This is a genomic window from Alsobacter sp., from assembly GCF_059501845.1.
The window spans coordinates 653,227-670,175 of the sequence record NZ_JCACDK010000018.1 but is presented as its reverse complement, the minus strand read 5'-3'; the positions used below and the strand labels follow the sequence as shown (position 1 = coordinate 670,175).

The 16,949-nt window shown below is 71.2% G+C and carries 14 protein-coding genes; 2 read left to right on the top strand and 12 right to left on the bottom strand.

What is annotated here, in order from left to right; all coding sequences use genetic code 11:
• Positions 1–190 precede the first annotated feature (190 nt).
• The 3 genes from AC5JCN_RS18050 to AC5JCN_RS18040 all read right to left on the bottom strand — a co-directional run bounded on the left by AC5JCN_RS18050 (position 191) and on the right by AC5JCN_RS18040 (position 5,341).
• Entirely contained in the window at positions 191–3,325 is a 3,135-nt protein-coding gene (locus AC5JCN_RS18050) for an efflux RND transporter permease subunit (protein WP_495756471.1), read from the bottom strand.
• 18 nt (positions 3,326–3,343) lie between these two features.
• Positions 3,344–4,438, bottom strand: coding sequence for an efflux RND transporter periplasmic adaptor subunit (locus tag AC5JCN_RS18045; RefSeq protein WP_495756470.1), 1,095 nt, complete (start codon positions 4,436–4,438; stop codon positions 3,344–3,346).
• A gap of 192 nt (positions 4,439–4,630) precedes the next feature.
• On the bottom strand, positions 4,631–5,341 hold the full coding sequence (locus AC5JCN_RS18040) for a hypothetical protein (RefSeq protein WP_495756469.1): 711 nt from the start codon (positions 5,339–5,341) through the stop codon (positions 4,631–4,633).
• Positions 5,342–5,660: 319 nt separating this feature from the next.
• On the opposite strand from AC5JCN_RS18040, the gene AC5JCN_RS18035 reads away from it, so the two are divergent.
• On the top strand, positions 5,661–5,885 hold the full coding sequence (locus AC5JCN_RS18035; protein ID WP_495756468.1) for a hypothetical protein: 225 nt from the start codon (positions 5,661–5,663) through the stop codon (positions 5,883–5,885).
• Here the strand turns inward: AC5JCN_RS18035 and AC5JCN_RS18030 are convergent.
• Genes AC5JCN_RS18030 through AC5JCN_RS17995 form a run of 8 tightly spaced genes read right to left on the bottom strand, consistent with a single transcriptional unit; the run spans position 5,882 to position 13,890 of the window.
• Entirely contained in the window at positions 5,882–6,505 is a 624-nt protein-coding gene (locus AC5JCN_RS18030) for a FecR family protein (RefSeq protein WP_495756467.1), read from the bottom strand. The two genes, AC5JCN_RS18035 and AC5JCN_RS18030, sit on opposite strands and share 4 nt — an antisense overlap.
• Positions 6,506–6,562: 57 nt before the next feature.
• Positions 6,563–7,279 (bottom strand): ABC transporter ATP-binding protein, encoded by a 717-nt coding sequence (locus AC5JCN_RS18025; protein WP_495756466.1) that lies wholly within the window; start codon positions 7,277–7,279, stop codon positions 6,563–6,565.
• On the bottom strand, positions 7,276–8,022 hold the full coding sequence (locus AC5JCN_RS18020; protein ID WP_495756465.1) for an ABC transporter ATP-binding protein: 747 nt from the start codon (positions 8,020–8,022) through the stop codon (positions 7,276–7,278). The genes AC5JCN_RS18025 and AC5JCN_RS18020 overlap by 4 nt, the downstream gene beginning before the upstream one ends.
• A complete protein-coding gene (locus AC5JCN_RS18015; RefSeq protein WP_495756464.1) occupies positions 8,019–8,966 on the bottom strand; it encodes a branched-chain amino acid ABC transporter permease in 948 nt (315 codons plus the stop codon). Before AC5JCN_RS18015 ends, AC5JCN_RS18020 begins: the two co-directional genes overlap by 4 nt.
• On the bottom strand, positions 8,963–9,823 hold the full coding sequence (locus AC5JCN_RS18010; protein WP_495756463.1) for a branched-chain amino acid ABC transporter permease: 861 nt from the start codon (positions 9,821–9,823) through the stop codon (positions 8,963–8,965). Before AC5JCN_RS18010 ends, AC5JCN_RS18015 begins: the two co-directional genes overlap by 4 nt.
• Before the next feature lies 1 nt (position 9,824).
• Entirely contained in the window at positions 9,825–11,015 is a 1,191-nt protein-coding gene (locus AC5JCN_RS18005; RefSeq protein WP_495756462.1) for a pyridoxal phosphate-dependent aminotransferase, read from the bottom strand.
• A gap of 33 nt (positions 11,016–11,048) precedes the next feature.
• Positions 11,049–12,689, bottom strand: a complete 1,641-nt coding sequence (locus tag AC5JCN_RS18000) for a 5-guanidino-2-oxopentanoate decarboxylase (protein WP_495756461.1) — start codon at positions 12,687–12,689, stop codon at positions 11,049–11,051.
• A gap of 37 nt (positions 12,690–12,726) precedes the next feature.
• Positions 12,727–13,890: an amidohydrolase gene (locus tag AC5JCN_RS17995; RefSeq protein WP_495756460.1), complete on the bottom strand. Its 1,164-nt coding sequence runs from the start codon at positions 13,888–13,890 to the stop codon at positions 12,727–12,729.
• A gap of 173 nt (positions 13,891–14,063) precedes the next feature.
• Here AC5JCN_RS17995 and AC5JCN_RS17990 point away from each other — a divergent pair, with 173 nt between their 5' ends.
• Entirely contained in the window at positions 14,064–14,855 is a 792-nt protein-coding gene (locus AC5JCN_RS17990) for a dimethylarginine dimethylaminohydrolase family protein (RefSeq protein ID WP_495756459.1), read from the top strand.
• Between the two features lie 84 nt (positions 14,856–14,939).
• On the opposite strand, the gene AC5JCN_RS17985 is transcribed toward AC5JCN_RS17990, so the two are convergent.
• On the bottom strand, positions 14,940–16,733 hold the full coding sequence (locus tag AC5JCN_RS17985) for an ABC transporter ATP-binding protein (protein WP_495756458.1): 1,794 nt from the start codon (positions 16,731–16,733) through the stop codon (positions 14,940–14,942).
• Between the last annotated feature and the right edge of the window lie 216 nt (positions 16,734–16,949).

The following is a 16,949-nucleotide window of genomic DNA, read 5'->3' as shown; positions in this document are numbered from 1 at the left end:
CGCGATCCGGGGCCTTCGGCCAGAAACGGGAAGCCCCTCGCGGCATGCGCCCGAGGGGCTCGTGTGTCTCAATGATGGTCGCGCCGGATTTATCAATCGTCAACGGGGCTGGCGGAAGCGCCGGGCCGGATGGGATTCGGGCGCGCCTGCGCCGGATGAGAGCGGGACGGCGGCGCAAGCCGCCACACCCTCACTCCGCCGCCAGGCGGGGCGGGACCTCCTGCAGGCGCAGGGGACCGGCGGTCCCATGCGCCTCGGCTGCGGCCGGTCGGTCCAGCGACTTGCGGAACCACAGGGCGTAGAGGCCGGGCAGGAAGAGCAGCGTCAGGAAGGTGGCGCCGAACAGGCCTCCCATGATGGTGATCGCCATCGGTCCCCAGAACGGCGAGGACGACAGCGGGATCATGGCCAGGATGGCGGCGAGCGCGGTGAGCACGACCGGCCGGGCGCGGCGGACCGTCGCCTCGACGATGGCCTCGCGTCGGGAAAGGCCGCCCTCCACGTCGCTCTCGATCTGGTCGACCAGGATCACGGTGTTGCGCATGATCATGCCGGCCAGCGCGATCAGGCCGAGCAGGGCGACGAAGCCGAAGGGCTTGCCTGACAGGTTCAGCGCCAGCGACGCCCCGATGATGCCGAGCGGCGCGGTGAGGAAGACGAGCACCAGCCGCGAGAAGCTCTGCAGCTGCAGCATCAGCACCACCGCCATGGCGAGGAACATCACCGGAAAGAGCTTGAAGAGGGAGGCGTTGCCCTTCTCGGCTTCCTCGATGGCGCCGCCGATCTCCAGCCGGTAGCCGGCCGGCAGCGTCTCGCGGATCTCCTGGAGCTTCGGCCAGATGGCGTTGGTGACGTCCGGCGGTTGCACGCCGTCGCGCACGTCGGCGCGCACGGTGATCGCCATGTCGCGGTTGCGGCGCCAGAGGATCGGCTCCTCGTGCGTGTACTCCACTTTCGCCACCTGCGAGAGCGGCACCGGCGTGCCGTCGCGCGAGACGACGGTGAGGTCGCCGATGGAGCCGAGGGCGGCGCGCTCGGCCGGCACGGCGCGGGCCACCACGTCGACCTTCTCCGTGCCGTCGCGCACCGTGGTGAGGGTGACGCCGGAGACGAGCGTCTGCAGCGTCTGCGAGAGGGCGGCGGGATCGAGCCCCAGCACGCGGGCGCGCTGCTGGTCGAGGACGAGGCGGATCGATGGGGTCTGCTCGTTCCAGTTCAGGTTGGGGTCAATCACGTCGGCATTGCCGCGCACCACGTCGCGGACGCGGTAGGCGATGTCGCGCACCTTCGCCGTATCCGGCCCGACGACGCGGAACTGGACGGGAAAGCCCACGGGCGGCCCGAAGTTGAAGCGGTCGACACGGACCCGTGCGCCGGACAGGGCTCCGCCGGCGACGGCCGTCTCGATGCGCGTCTTCACCCGTTCGCGGGCCTCGACATCCTTGGCCACGATGACAATCTCGGCGAAGGCCTCGTTGGGGAGTTCGGGGTTTAGGCCGAGCCAGAACCGCGGCGAACCCTGGCCGGCATAGGTCGTCCAGGTGGCGATGTCGCCGTCGCCCTGCACGATGGCCTCCGCCTGCTTCGCGGTGGCCAGCGTCGCCTGCATCGAGGAGCCCTCGGGCAGGCGCATCTGCAGGAAGAGTTCGGGGCGCTCGGACAGCGGGAAGAACTGCTGCTGCACCCGCCCGAAGGCGACGATGGAGCCGGCCGTCACCAGAAGCGTCGCGAGCACCACGATGACGCGATGGTTCACGCACCACGCCACCACCGACCGCAGTGCCCGGTAGCTCCGCGTGTCGTAGACGGCATGTGCATCCCCGTGCCGCCCCGCCCTGGCAAAGTTCGGCAGCAGCTTGACGCCGAGATAGGGCGTGAAGATCACCGCCACGAACCAGGACGCGACGAGCGCGATGGCCACGACGGTGAAGATGCCGCCGGCATATTCGCCGGTGGACGAGGCTGCGAAGCCGACCGGCAGGAAGCCCGCCGCCGTCACCAGCGTGCCGGTGAGCATGGGGAAGGCGGTCGAGTCCCATGCGAAGGAGGCGGCCCGGACCCGGTCCACGCCCTGCTCCATCTTCACCACCATCATCTCGGCGGCGATGATGGCGTCGTCGACCAGGAGCCCGAGCGCGATGATCAGCGCGCCGAGCGTGATGCGGTGCAGGTCCTGCCCCGTCGCGTACATGACGATGAACACGATGGCGAGCACCAGCGGCACGGAGAGCGCCACGACGATGCCGGTCCGCCAGCCCAGCGACAGGAAGCTGACGAGGAGCACGATGGCGAGCGCCTCGATGAACGACTTCACGAACTCGCCGACGGCATGGCTCACCACGGCGGGTTGGTCGGCGATGCGCTGGATGTCGACGCCGACAGGGGTGCGGGCCTCGAAGCGCGCGAGCTCGGCGTCGAGGGCCGTGCCTAGCGTCAAAAGGTTGCCGCCGCGCGTCATGACAACGCCGACGCCGATGGCGGGCTTGCCCTCCTGCCGCACGAGGAAGGAGGGCGGATCGACGTAGCCGCGCGTCACCGTGGCGATGTCGCCGAGGCGGAACACCTTGCCGCCCGCCTCCACCGGCGTCTCGGCGACACCCTGCGGCCCGTCATAGGCGCCGGTGACCCGCAGCGAGATGCGCTGGGCATCGGTCTCCACGATGCCGGCCGCCGTCACGGCGTTCTGGCGCGAGACGGCGTCGAAGACCTGCTGTGGCGCGATGCCGAGGGTGGCGAGCTTGGCGTGGCTGAACTCGACGAAGATGCGCTGGTCCTGCACGCCGTAGAGGTTCACCTTCACCACGTCGGGGACGCGCAGCAGGTCCTGCCGCAGGCCTTCCGCCACGGCCTTGAGCTGGTCGTAGCCGGCGCCTTCGCCGGACACCATGTAGAGGACGGAATCGACGTCGCCATACTCGTCATTGACCGCCGGACCGATGAGGCCGGCCGGCAGCTGCGGGCGGACGTCGGTCAGCTTCTTGCGCAGCAGGTAGAAGAGGAAAGGCACGGAGGAGGGCGGGGTCGAGTCCTTGAACACCACCTGCATCGCGGTGAAGCCGGGCTTGGTGTAGGTGTCGACCTTATCGAAGTAGGGAAGTTCCTGGAACTTCTTCTCCATCGTGTCGGCGACCTGCTCCTGCATCTCGGAGGCGGTGGCGCCCGGCCAGACGGCGGTGACGACGGCGACCTTGATGGTGAAGGACGGGTCCTCGGAGCGGCCGAGCCGCTGGTAGGACAGCGCGCCGGCCGCCGCGAGCACGAGGATGAAGAACAGCATCAGCGTGGGATGCCGGACGGCCCAGGCGGAGAGGTTGAAGGCGCGCATGGCTGGGGTCTCCCGCTCTCAGAGGCCGAGGGTGTCGACGACCCGGACCCGCTGGCCCCGATCGAGCTTCTGCACGCCGAGGCTGACGACCCGCTCGCCCTCCTCGACGCCCGACTTCACGAGCACCTCGCCCTTGTCGTAGGCCGCGACCTCCACGGGCCGCAGGGAGAGGGCGCCGTCGGCCGACACGGTCCAGACCGATGCGCCCGTGCCCTGGCTGAACAGGGCGGAGAGCGGCAGGCGGGCGACGGCGCCGCCGCCCTGCTCCGAGAGGGTGACCGTCGCCGTCATGCCGAGCTTCACGCTCGCGTCGGCGTCGGGGAGCGAGAACCGGGCGGTGTAGGTGCGCGTGGCGGCATCCGCAGCCGGCGAAAGCTCGCGCAGCTCGGCGCGCAGCGGCCGTTCCGGCGCCGACCAGAGGGACAGCGAGGCTCGCTGCTCCCCGATGCGCGCGACCAGCGCCTCCGGGACGGCGATGACGGCCTCCTTCTCGCCCTCCCGGGCAATGCGGAGCGCCGTCTGCCCGGCGGCGACCACCTGGCCGGGCTCGACGAGGCTCGCCGTGACGACGCCGTCGGAGTCGGCCTGCAGCGTGGCGTAGGCGAGCGCGTTGCGGGCCAGCGCCAGCGTGCGCTGCGCCCGGTCCAGCCGGGCGCGGACGTCGTCCGTCGCGGCGCGCTGACGGTCGAAGGAGGAGTCGGTGGACCAGCCCTGCTTGCGCAGGCTGACCACGCGCTGCTCCTCGGAGTCGGCCTGCACCACCGCCGTGTCGAGGGCGCGGATGTCGGCCTCCGCCTGCTCCACCTGCAGCCGCAGATCGGTCTCGTCGAGAAGGGCAAGCGTTTGCCCGGCCCTGACGCGATCACTGACCTCGACGAGCCGGCGCACCACCTTGCCGCCGATCCGGAAGCCCTGCTCGGTCTCGACGCGAGGCCGGATCGTCGCGACGAAGCTCCTCTCGGGGGACAGGGGCGCGTAGCGCACGGGCGTGACGAGCACTGGGCGGTCGGGCTTCGGCTCCGTCTTTGCCTGGCCACCAGCCTCGTTGCAGGCGGGAAGGGCTAAAAGTGCGACGGCAACCAGGACGGAAGCGATGGGGGCGGACGCGGACATGTTCGAGGCTCCGGCGGCGGACGTCCGGACTGTCGCCTCAACACTGATGAATGTCAACAATCGTCAGAGATCAAACATGAGGCAGCACTTCACAGCTCCGTCAACGTCTGGCGCCGGCGCATCGAGTGCGGGAAAAAGCAAAGGCCCCGCCTTGCGGACGGGGCCTTTTGTCTGGTGGGGCTTTGGAAGTTGTCAGTCGTCGCTCTCTTCCGGCGCCGGCTGGTCGGTCAGCCACCAGCTGCGCTGGCCGCGCCATACGATGGAGGAGAACCGCGGGTCCTGAGAGAGCGAGGAGGCCAGCGTCGAGGCCGGGCGCTGGCCACCGACAATGGCGCCGCGGGCGGCAACGAGGTCGAGCAACTGCGAGATCGGAACCGGCTGGCCCATCTCCGCAATCACCTGCGCGGCGGCCCCGGTATGGCTGATGCGGCGGCGCCCGCCGGGCCCGGCCCTGCGGATGCCCCGGCGCAGCGCGTCGCCCGAGCGGCCTTCCGAGATGCCCTGCAGCAGTTCGATCGCCTGGTCGAGTGCGACGAGGGCCCGGTACTCGGCGCTTTCGTCGAGCAGCTGGTCGACGATGTCGGCGCGCAGCTTCCGCAGCGAGTCGAGCGGCAGCTGCCCGAGGCCCTGAAGGCCCTCCAGCTTCTGCTCGGCTCCGCCGGACGCCTCGGGAAGGGTGTCACCCTTCACGGCGCTGGCGCCGGGATCTCGCGATTTGCGACTGGCCAATATCCGCCCTCGAATCTTTTCCACGTAGCCCGCCTCGTCCGGCGCTAGCTCGAATCCCTTGTCCCATACCGGGCCGGTCTGTCCGCCCGGCTCCGCCTTCGACCCCACGCCCATCACCGTTAGCCCCCGGCATGGCCCGGCGCCGCGTCCCGCGGCACCGTCCGTTCGGGCCATTCGGCCCCTCGCCCGACAAGGGATCAGTCCGACCGGGTGACCGCTTCTCCGGCCGAGCCCTACGCCTACGCCACCCTGTCAATTCAATAAGAGACTTAAAGAATAATCGTTAACTAATCGTTTCCGGAAGGAGCCGCCAGTCTCTGGGACGTACCGGAAGCGCTTGTTCACAGGGTTGGCCGATTAACCTTCGTTTAACTCGATTAACGTTTCAGGCCACATATTTGGGAGAGACGACCGTGATATCAGCCCCGTCATCGGCCGGGCCAACCCCCAGCGCGGACCGCCATACACCCGCAACACACTCAACCGGTGCGTCATGTCGTCCCGTTCACACCATCCAGAGTTGATCGTCCACCATACCGCCACGCTGCTGGCGAATCGCCTGCCCGAAGCCTTCGCGCAGGGCGCTCCTGCGTTGCCGCCGCGGCCGTTTCGCCTGCACGAGGATTTCTCGGAAGCCGAGCGCTGCCACTTCATCTCCCTCGCCGAGGCCGTGCTCGACGCGGTGAGGACACACGAGAGGGCGGGGGCGCCAGCCTAGGGCCGCACCTCCCGCAGGGCCCTGTCGACCTTTTCCTGCGGCCAGCGCTTCGGCGGTTGGGGACGGAGATCCTCCGAGATCGAAGTGCCTTCGCCCGGCCGGAGCGTCACGCGGCCTCGCCGCGTCGTCACCGTGACGAGGCCTTCGGCGACGAACACGCCAAAGGCGTTGTCGATGCGGCCGCCCCACACCGTCGTGCCGCGCAGCGAGATGGTGGCGACCGGTGTCTTCACCTTCAGCCCCGCCTTCCGCTTCTCGACCGCGCCGCCGACGACCAGGAAGGCGCCCTGCACCGCCTGCAGCACCGCGCCTCCCTTGCCCTTGTCCTTGCCGCCATAGACGAAGCTGTCGATGGTCATCTCGGCGTTCTCGCCCAGCGAGATCGCCGTCTTGTCGGCGAGCGTGGCGGCGAGGCGTCCCTGCGCTCCCGTCCTCAGCGTGTCGTCCAGCAGAACGTCGGATCCCTCCGCCAGCGGCGTCGGGACGTCGGCGCGAACAGCGTCTGCAGGGCCCTGAACCGAATCAACGGTGCCCACCGCCTCCTGGGCGGCTGCGTACTGCAGGGCCGCCAGCGCGAAAAAGGCTGACAGGGCAAGCGCGGATCCAGTCCTGGCGATCATCGTCGTGCCTCCCGGCCTGTGCGGCGGGCTGGAGTGTGCGGTAAAGCGCCGTCAGGCTCAAGCCGAGCCGTCGCCGCCCACTCCGAGACGGGCCCGCAGCGTTTCCGGGTCGGCCAGGAGGGCGGTGCTGGCGGCACGGTGCACGATGCGCCCGCGCTCCAGGATTGCGGCCTCCGCCGCGAGGCCCAGGGCCACTGCCGCCTTCTGCTCCACCAACACGGTCGCCAGGCCCTCCGCCTGCCGGAGTGCCGCGAGGATCCCGGCCAGTTCCGCCGCGACCGTCGGGGCGAGCCCCTCCAGCGGCTCGTCCAGCAGCAGCACCTTTGGAGCGAGGACGAGAGCCCGGGCGATGGCGAGCATCTGCTGTTCTCCCCCCGAGAGCAGCCCGGCCGCCTGGCGCCGGCGCTCGGCCAGGCGCGGAAAAAGGGCCAGCGCCCGCGCCGGCGGCCAGGGTCCCGGCCGCGCGACGGCGGTGAGGTTTTCCTCGACCGAGAGCGAGGGAAAGACGGCGCGCTCCTGCGGCACCCAGGCGAGTCCCGCGGCGCAGCGCGCCTCCGGGCCGAGGCGCGTCACGTCGCGCCCTCCCGTCACGATGGTGCCCGCCGCCCTGTCGGCGAGGCCCATCAGCGCCCGCAGCAGCGTCGTCTTGCCCGCGCCGTTTCGGCCGAGCAGAGCCAGCGAGCCGCCTTCGGGCACCACGAGGTCGACCCCGTGCAGCACGCGGGCCGGCCCGTAGCCTGCGACGAGGCCGCTGACACGCAGGACCGCCGTCACGAGGGCGGGCCGAGATAGGCACGCTGCACGGCAGGATCCGCCGCGATGGCGGCGGGCGGCCCGTCCGCGAGAACGGCGCCGGCGGCCAGCACCACGATGCGGCGCGCGAAGCTGAAGACGAGGTCCATGTCGTGCTCGACTAGAATGACGCAGGTCTCGGCGGGGAGGGCGGCCAGCAGGTCGAGGATGTCCCGGCGCTCTGCGTCCGGCACGCCCGCCGCAGGCTCGTCGAGGATCATCACCCGCGGCTCCTGGGCCAGCGCCAGGGCAATCTCCAGCATCCGCGCACGGCCATAGGGCAGGTGTCCCGCCGGTTCGTCTGCCCAGCGCTCGAGGCCGCAGGCACGCAGCAGGCGGCCCGTCGTCGCCGGTCCCGCCGCCGCGATCGCATCGCGCCAGGGCCGCCAGCCCGTCCCGCTCCGTTCGCAGAGGGCCAGCGAGACCGATTCGCGTGGCGTCAGGCGCGGAAACAGCCGCGTGACCTGGAAAGTGCGGGAAAGCCCCGAGCGGGCCCGGTCATGCGCGGGCCTCGCCGTCACGTCCCGCCCGGCGAGGAGGACGCGCCCCGCATCGGGCCGCTGCACTCCGGTGAGGAGGTCGACATAGGTCGTCTTGCCCGCCCCGTTCGGTCCCACCAGGGCGCAGCGCTCGCCGGGCGCGAAGGAGAGGCTCACCCCGTCCACCGCCGAAAGCCCGCCGAACCGGCGGGTCACTCCGCGCGTCTCCAGCACCGGGGCGCTCACGGCACTTCGTCCCTCTCGGCGGCGCCTCCCCGCGGCCATGCGGGGCGCGGCAGGAAAACGACCGCGATCAGCAGCAGCCCGAGCCAGAACTGCCAGTATTGCGGCGTCAGGGACGAGAAGCGCTCCTGCGCCACCTCCAGCAGCACGGCGCCCGCCAGCGCGCCGCCGAGGCCGGCCGCCGCTCCGACCGCGACGGCGAGCAGCGCCTCGGCGGAACGGTGGAACTCCAGCACGTCGAGCGAGACGAACTGCGCGGACTGGGCGTTGAGCGCGCCCGCCACCCCGGCCATCCCCGCAGCGATGGTGTAGACGCCGACGATGCGCCGCCCGACCGGCACGCCGAGCGCCCGCGCCCGGACCGGCTCGTCCCGGATCGCCCGCAGGGACAGGCCGAAGGGCGAGGCGACGAGCCGGCGTGCCGCGAGAAAGAGGATGGCGAGAACGGCAAGGCAGTAGAACGCGGCGGTGCGCCCGCCGAGGTCGAAGTCGAAGGCGCCGAGCACCGGACCAATGGCGATGCCCTGCAGCCCGTCGGAACCCCCGGTGATGCCGGCGAAGCGGTTGGCGCCTTCCAGCAGGAGCATGGCGACGGCCAGGGTGAGGACGAGGCGCGTCAGGTCGTTGCCGCGCACCAGCGGCAGGGCAGAAACGGCGCCCGCCATCGCCGCGCAGCCGGCCGCGACGGCAAGGCCGGCGAGCGGATCGGGCGTCAGGTGCAGGGCGGTGAGCCCCGCGGCATAGGCGCCGATGCCGAAGAAGGCGGCATGGCCGAGCGAGACGATGCCCGCCACCGCGAGCACCAGTCCGAGCGAGACGGCGAAGAGCGCGGCGATGGCTGTCTCCGCGATGAGCAGGCGCAGCCCCGGCAAGAAGGCTGCCGCCAGGGCCGCTGCGCCGAAGCCGGCGGCCCAGCCGAGCGTCGCCAGACTCGCGCCACGCCTCATCGCGTCACCGCGGCGGCGCCGAGCCCGCGCGGGCGCACCACCAGAAGTCCCACCATCACGGCGTAGAGCACGAAGGGGCCGTAGGCCGGCAGCCAGTATTTCCCGGCCACGTCCGCGATGCCGAGGATCATCGCCGCGGCAAGCGGGCCAGCGATGCTGCTGGAGCCGCCGACGGCCACGACGATCAGGAAGTAGACCATCATCCGCACCGGGAAGGACGGGTCGACGCCGATCATGTCGGCACCCAGCGCACCGCCCAGCCCGGCCAGGCCGGACCCCAGCGCGAAGGCGCCGGCGAAGATGCTGCCGACCGGAATGCCCATGGCGTGCGCGACCGCCGGATTGTCCACGGATGCCCTGAGCCTGGCGCCGAGGCGGGTGCGCGACAGGCCGTACTGAAGCAGCCCGGCGAGGGCGAGGCACACGGCCGCGACGAACAGCCGGTAGGCACCGATGTCGCCGCCGGGCACCGCGATGCGGCCGCGCAGCCAGTCTGGCAAGGTGATCTGCCGGGTCTGTGCGCCCAGCGCCACGTCGGCGATCGTCGAGGCGACGAAGACGAGCCCGACCGTCGCCAGCACCTGGTCGAGATGGCTGCGGTGATAGAGCCGCACGTAGAGCACGCGTTCCAGCACGGCGCCGAGCAGGGCCGCGCCGAGGAAGGCGAGCGGCAGGGTGGCGAGGAACGGCACGCCCCAGCGCTCCATGGCCAGCGCGGCGACATAGCCGCCCGCCATGGCAAAGACGCCATGGGCGAGGTTGACGACGTTCATGACCCCCATCGTGACGGAGAGCCCGAGCGCCAGCAGGAAGAGCAGCGCGCCATAGGCGATCCCGTCGGCGAGGATCGTGACCATGTCAGCCGGAGGAGCCGGGAAGGCCCGCCACGAAGGCGCGGATGCGCCGGCAGCCATCGGCGAGCTGCGCCTCGGAGGCGGCGAAGGACACCCGCACGCAGTCCTTTGCCGGCAGCCCGAAGGCACCTCCGGCGAGAACCGAGACGCCGGTGTGCTCGTAGAGCCCTTCCATGAAGGCCTGGCCGTCGAGGCCGGTGCCGGAGACGTCCACCATCATGAACATGCCGGCCTGCGGGCGCATGCAGGATAGGCCGTTGGCGCCGCGCAGCCCTTCCAGCACCACGTCCCGGCGCTGGCGGTAGATGCCGGCCATTTCCTCCGGCACCTCCTCCCCGAGCGTCAGGGCGGCGTAGGCGCCTTCCTGGATGAAGCCTGGCAGGCCGTACAGCATCGCCGTGTTGAGGCGCTCGCCGTGTTCGATCAGCTGCCGCGGGCCGGTGAGCCAGCCCAGGCGCCAGCCCGTCATGGCATGCGACTTCGACAGGCTGCTGATGCTGACCGTCCGCCCCCGCGCCGCCGGCGCGGACGCCATGGGCACGAAGGAGCCCTCGAAGACGAGGTCGCCATAGACTTCGTCGGCGACGATCCAGAGGTCGTGCCGCTCCGCGATGGCGGCGATGGCGGCGATCTCGCTCTCGCTCAGCATCACGCCGGTGGGGTTGTTGGGGTTGGCGAAGAGGATCGCCTTCGTCTGCGGCCGGATCGCCGCTTCCAGTGCCGCCGCGTCAAGCCGGAAGCCGCTGGCGCGCGGCATCTCGACATAGGACACCTCCGCACCCGCCGCCGCGAACGTGGCGTGATAGGTGACATAGGCGGGCTCGAGGACGACCACGTGGTCACCCGGGCCGACCAGGCAGGCCGCGGTGAAATAGAGCGCGTTCTGCGCTCCCGACGTGATCATGACGTTTTCGGCCACCGCTTCTTCGCCGGTGCGCCTCGCGTGCCTGTCGGCAACCGCCTGGCGCAGCTTCAGCCGGCCCTGCATCGTCGTGTAGTGGCTGTCGCCGCCGCGCAGCGCCTCGACGGCTGCATCGGTGATGAAGGCTGGCGTGTCGAAGTCGGGATCGCCGACGCTGAGCACGATGACGTCGCCGCCCACCTCCCGCGCGCGCAGCGCCTTGCCGTGGATCAGCCAGGCGTCGGAGCCGCGGCCGGCGACCTGGCGGGTGAGGGGCGAGAATGGCGGGGGCATCGTTTCGGGTCCGTATTGGTGTCGGGCGCGGCGTCAGGCCGGCATGCGGTCCTCGCGGATGTCGATCAGCGTCGGTCCCGGGCGTGCCAGCGCGTCGCGCAGCGCCGCCTCGAGTGCCTGCGTGCCGTTGGGCCGCACGGCCGAGAGGCCGTAGGCCTGCGCCAGGAGCAGGAAGTCCGGGTTGGTCTGCGACACGCCGATTTCCGGAATTCCCGAGGCCACCATGTCGTCGCTGATCTGCGCGAGGCGGTCGTTGTTCCACACCAGCACCGGAAGCGAAAGCCCCTCCTGGGCCGCGGTCGCAAGCTCGGGCAGGGTGAACTGGAAGCCGTAGTCGCCCAAGAGCGCCGCGACCGGACGCTGAGGTGCCGCGATCTTGCCGCCGATGGCGGCGGGCAGCGCGTAGCCCAGGGTGCCGTAGCCGGAGGGGTGGAACCAGCAGCGCGGGGCCGGCACCGGGAAGAGCGCGTTCCCCGAGTAAGCGATCTGCGTCATGTCGGTGTAGAGCGCGCCGTCCTCGGGCAAGGCCCGGCGAATGGCGGCCAGCGCGGCAGCCTGGCGGCGGCCCCGCTCCGTCGCGAGCACGCCTTGCGCGGAACCCTCGCGCAGCGGGCCGGACGGGCCCTTCCACGGTTCGCGGCCCTGGTTCTTTCCGAGGGCGGCGGCGATGCGCGCCAGCGCGTCCGCCGCATCGCCGAGGATCGGCAGCTCCGCCCGGTAGCGGTCGGCGAGGCGCCCGGGATCGATGTCGATGCGGATCAGCCGCCCGCTGAGTGTCAGCGTGGGAACGTAGAAGTCGGTTTCCGCAAGCTCAGTACCGGCGGCGAGCACGACGTCGGCCTCGCCGGCCAGCGCCTGCATGGCGGGCCATTGCAGCGTCGCGCCGAGATGGGCGGGATGATCGTCGGGAACCGCGCCCTTCGCCGCGACGGTCGTGGCGATGTACGCACCCGTCGTGCCGGCGATGCGCAGTGCGGCACGGCCTGCCTCCACGGCGCCGCCTCCGAGGATCACGAGAGGTCGCTGCGCATCCCGCAGCATTGCCGCCGCCGCGTCGATCGCCGCCTTCGGCGCGAGCGGCCGGCCGGCGGGGCCCGCGAAGGGAGCCGCCACGCGGTCGGACTGCCCCGCCAGAACGTCGATCGGCACCTCGATGTGCACGGGCCGCCTGCGGCCGGAGGCGAAGAGCGCGAAGGCCCGCCGCAAATGGTCCTCGAAGTCTTCCGCCGTGAAGGCCGTGGCGCTGAAGGCCGTCACCGGGGCGGTCATGGCGCGCTGGTCCGTCACCTCGTGCAGCACGCCCGACCCCTTGCCGAGCGTGTCGCTGGCCGCCACCGCGGAGATGACGAGCAGCGGCACGGAGTCCGAATAGGCCTGGCCGATCGCGGTCATCGCATTGCCGACGCCCGGACCCGAAATCAAAAAGCAGACTCCGGGCCGGCCCGACATCCGGGCATAACCATCCGCTGCGAACGCCGCGCCCTGCTCGTGCCGCGTGAGGACATGGCGAATGTTCCGGCCGGACAGGCCGCGATAGAGCTCCAGCGTGTGTACGCCGGGAATGCCGAACACGACCTCGACGCCGTTCGCCTCCAGGAGCCCGACGAGATAGTCGCCGAGCGGCCGTGCCGCATTGGCCGGGCCCGCCCCGTCACCCGTCATGCCCCGCGCCATTCCGTTCTCCTCTGCCGCATCTGCGGTCGATACTGCCTCAGGCCACGGCGAGGAACCGCTCCGCGAGCGTCACCCAATAGGCGCCGCCCGTCACCAGCGTGGCGTCGTTGAAGTCGAAGCGGGGATGGTGGAGCGCGTGACGGCCGGACCCCTGGCCGAGCACGCCGTAGCAGCCCGGCACCTCCTGCAGCATGAAGGCGAAGTCCTCGCCGAAGGGGTAGGGGCGCTCCGCCACGCCGACGGCCTCCGGCCCGAGCAGCGCGGCGGCGGCGGAGAGCGCGACGTCCGTCATCGCGGGATGGTTGACCAGCACCGGGTAGAAATCCGAGAAGACGACGTCCGCGCTGCAGCCGAAGCTCTCCGCCTGGGCGTGGGCCAGCGCCGAGACGCGCGCACGGATGGTCTCGCACACCTGCGGCGAGAAGGCGCGAAGCCCGGCCAGAAGCTCTGCCCGTTCCGGGATGACGTTGCAGACCGTCCCGGCCCGGAACGCGCCGACGGTGACGATCCCCGCTTCGAGCGGATCGATATTGCGCGACACCACCGTCTGCAGCGCCAGGACGAGGCTCGACGCGGCCACCACGGGATCGGCCGTCAGGTGCGGCAGCGCCCCGTGTCCTCCCGTGCCGCGTACGGTGATCCGCGCCTCCTCGACGCTGGCCATGAACGGGCCGGGGCGGGTGGCGAATGTGTTCTCAGCCATGCCGGGCATGACGTGCAGCCCGAAGACGGCATCGCAGGGGAAACGGCTGAACAGGCCGTCCTCCATCATCAGCCGGCCACCGCCGTGGTTCTCCTCGGCGGGCTGGAAGATGAGATGGACGGTGCCGTCGAATGTCCTGGAGGAGGCGAGCGCGCGGGCGGCGGCGAGCAGCATGGCGGTGTGCCCGTCATGCCCGCAGGCATGCATCACGCCGGGGATGCGGCTGGCATAGGGCAGCCCCGTCTCCTCGGGTATCGGCAGCGCGTCCATGTCGGCCCTGAGCCCGATGCTGCGCCGCCCCGTGCCGCGCGACAGGGTTCCCACCACGCCGGTGCCGCCGAGCCCGGTCTCGACTTGCCAGCCCCAAGCGGCCAGCAGGCTCGCGACGAGGGCGGAGGTCCGCTTCTCCTCGAGCCCGATCTCGGGGTGGGCGTGCAGGTCGTGCCGGATCGCGACGATGTCGCCGGCGAAGGGGGCGATGGCGGCTCTGGCGTCCATGATGGCTCCTCGCGCGGCAGTGTAGGGCGGAGATGCGGCCCGCGTCATGTTCCCCGGACAAGGCGCCGCCGACGCCCCCGGCCGTTCCTGCGGAGCTGGAGATCCGCGCTCCCGGCGGCCTTGCGCCACCCGTCCGAATCCCTACAGTCCGCCGCCTTCCAGCGGAGCCTGCCATGACCGGACGCGTCCCCGTCACCCGTTTCAGCAATGCGATCGTGCGCCGTCCATCGGCCAGCGTGGTGGATGGCCTGCGTGCCGTCGACACCGGCGCGCCCGACTTCCGTGGCGTCGTCGCCGAGCACGAGGCCTATGTCGACGCGCTGCAGGCCGCCGGCGTGGCGGTCGAGGTGCTCGACCCGCTCGACGGATTTCCCGACGCGCTCTTCGTCGAGGACCCGGCGCTCGTCTTCGGCAAGGGCGCGATCCTGCTGCGGCCGGGGGCGGCGTCGCGCCTCGGCGAAGCCGAGCACCTCGCGCCCGTTCTGGAGAAGCGCTTTCCACGCCTGATCCGTCTCGAGGAGGGATTCGCGGACGGCGGCGACGTGCTCGTCATGGGGGACCGCGTCCTGATCGGCCTGTCCGACCGCACGGACGAGGCCGGCGCGCATGCGCTCATCGGCGCCCTGGGAGAGCTCGGCCGCCGGGGCGAAGTCGTCCGCACCCCGCCGGGGGTGCTGCACTTCAAGTCCGACTGCGCGCCGCTCGACGACGGGACGGTGCTCTCCACCGCCCGCCTCGCCGCATCCGGCGTGTTTGCCGGCTACGACGTCGTCACCGTGCCGGAGGGCGAGGAGCCCGCCGCCAACGCGTTGCGCGTCAACGACCTCCTGCTCGTCTCTGCCAGGTGGCCCCGCACGGCGGATCTCCTGGCGAGCCGGGGCTACGCCGTGACGCCGCTTTCGACGACCGAGATCGCCAGGATCGACGCAGGGCTCTCCTGCATGTCCCTGCGGTGGATGGCGTAGCAGGCCGACACTCTGCCTCCGGCTGCAGCGAGGACGTGGCCGGCGGGGCCACGTCCTCGCCTTGTATCCCCCGCGGCAGCCCGCTCAGGCGGCGATGCCGAGGGCCTGGCGCTCGAACAGGCGGCGATAGAGCCCGTTCTCGCGGTGGATCAGCACGCCGTGCGAGCCCTCCTCGACGATGCGGCCGCGGTCGAAGACCAGGATCCGGTCCACGGCCCTGACCGTCGACAGGCGATGCGCGATGATGATGGAGGTGCGCCCCTTCATCAGCCGCTCCATCGCCTCCTGCACCGCCGCTTCCGACTCCGAATCGAGGCTCGACGTGGCCTCGTCCAGGATCAGGATGGGCGCGTCGGCCAGGAACGCCCTCGCCAACGCCACGCGCTGCCTCTCGCCCCCGGAGAGCTTGACGCCGCGCTCGCCGACCAGCGTGGCGTAGCCGCGCGGAAGGCGCTCGATGAAGCCGTGCGCATTGGCGAGGCGTGCGGCTTTCTCGATGTCGGCCTGGCTCGCCGAAGGCCGCGCATAGGCGATGTTCTCGGCCAGCGTGCGGTGGAACAGGATCGGCTCCTGCGGCACCAGCGCGATCTGCGAGCGCAACGACTGTTGCGTCGCGGCCGCGATGTCCTGCCCGTCGATCAGGATGCGCCCGCCCGTGACGTCGTAGAGGCGCTGGACCAGCTTGACGAAGGTTGTCTTGCCCGAGCCGGAGTGCCCGACGAGGCCGACGCGCTCCCCCGCACCGATGGTGACGGAAAGGCCGTCATAGAGCGGCGTCGCGTGCCCGCCATAGTGGAACACGACCTCGTCGAAGCGCACTTCTCCGGCCCCGACCTTGATCGGATCGGCGTCAGGCCTGTCGGCCACGCCCATCGGCTCGGCATGGAAGGCGACGAGCTCCTCCATGTCGTTGACGGAGCGCTGCAACATGCGCACATGCAGGCCGACATCGCGCAGATAGCCCTGCACGACGGCGTAGGCGGTGAGCACATAGGCGACATCGCCTGCGCTCGCCCGGCCCCGCCACCACAGCCATACCGCGACGGCCAGCACGCCCGTCTGCAGGAGCGCGAGGCAGAGGCCCTGCAGCCCACCATTGACGTTGCCGCGCGTCCAGGTGCGGCGGGTGCGCCGGCGCCACTTGTCCACCACCCCGCCGAACCGCGTATCCTCGCGCGCCTCGGCGCCGAAGGCCTTGACGACGGCATTGCAGCTGATCGCGTCGGCGAGCGCCGCCCCGATGCGCGTGTCCCATACGTTGGAGAGCCGCGCGGCAGGCGCCACCCAGCGCGTCGAGAGCAGCACCGTCATCGTCACGAAGGCCAGCGAGCCGGCGCCCACCAGGAGGCCCATCACGGGCCAGTGCCACGCCAGCAGCGCCGTCGAGCCCGCCAGCACGACGAGCGACGGCAGCACGGCGATGACCATGATGTCGTTGAGCTGGTCGAGCGCCCACATGCCGCGCGTGATCTTGCGGACGGTGGACCCGGCGAAGCTGTTGGCGTGCCAGTCGGTCGAGAAGCGCTGCACGCGTGCGAAAGTCTCGCCGGCGATGGCGGCCATCATCGCCAGCGTCAGCTTCACGATCCCGTTGAAGAAGGCGAAGCGGAAGCCGACGCCGGCGAGGCCGAGCATGGCCATGGCACCGAGCGCCTGGAGGGCCGAGGCGAGCGCGGCATCGCGGTCTCCCCCTGCCGACGACACCGCGTCCACGAGGCGGCCGGCGAAGAGGGGCATCAACACGTCGGCCAGCGTGGCGACGAGCGCCAGCGCCGCGATCCACGTCACGCGTGCGCGCTGGCGGCCCCACAGGCCGAAAACGAAGGCGAAGACGCGGCGAAAGGGTTCGCGCGCGCCGGTCTTGACGGTCGACGACATGGCGGTGGACCGGCCCGCGTCGGCGGAAACCGGCTCCCTGAAAAGGCGCGTGCCCGCGGTGGGCGCGGCAGATGAAAACTGGCGTTGCTGGTGCGGTCGGGGACGGGGACCGAAGGCCGGGACGACTAGCCCGGGAAGCCCGGGAGGGTGTCGGCGCAGAACTGCTTCATGCTTGGACCTCCCGGTGACTGACGCAAGGGCGCGGTGGATACAGGA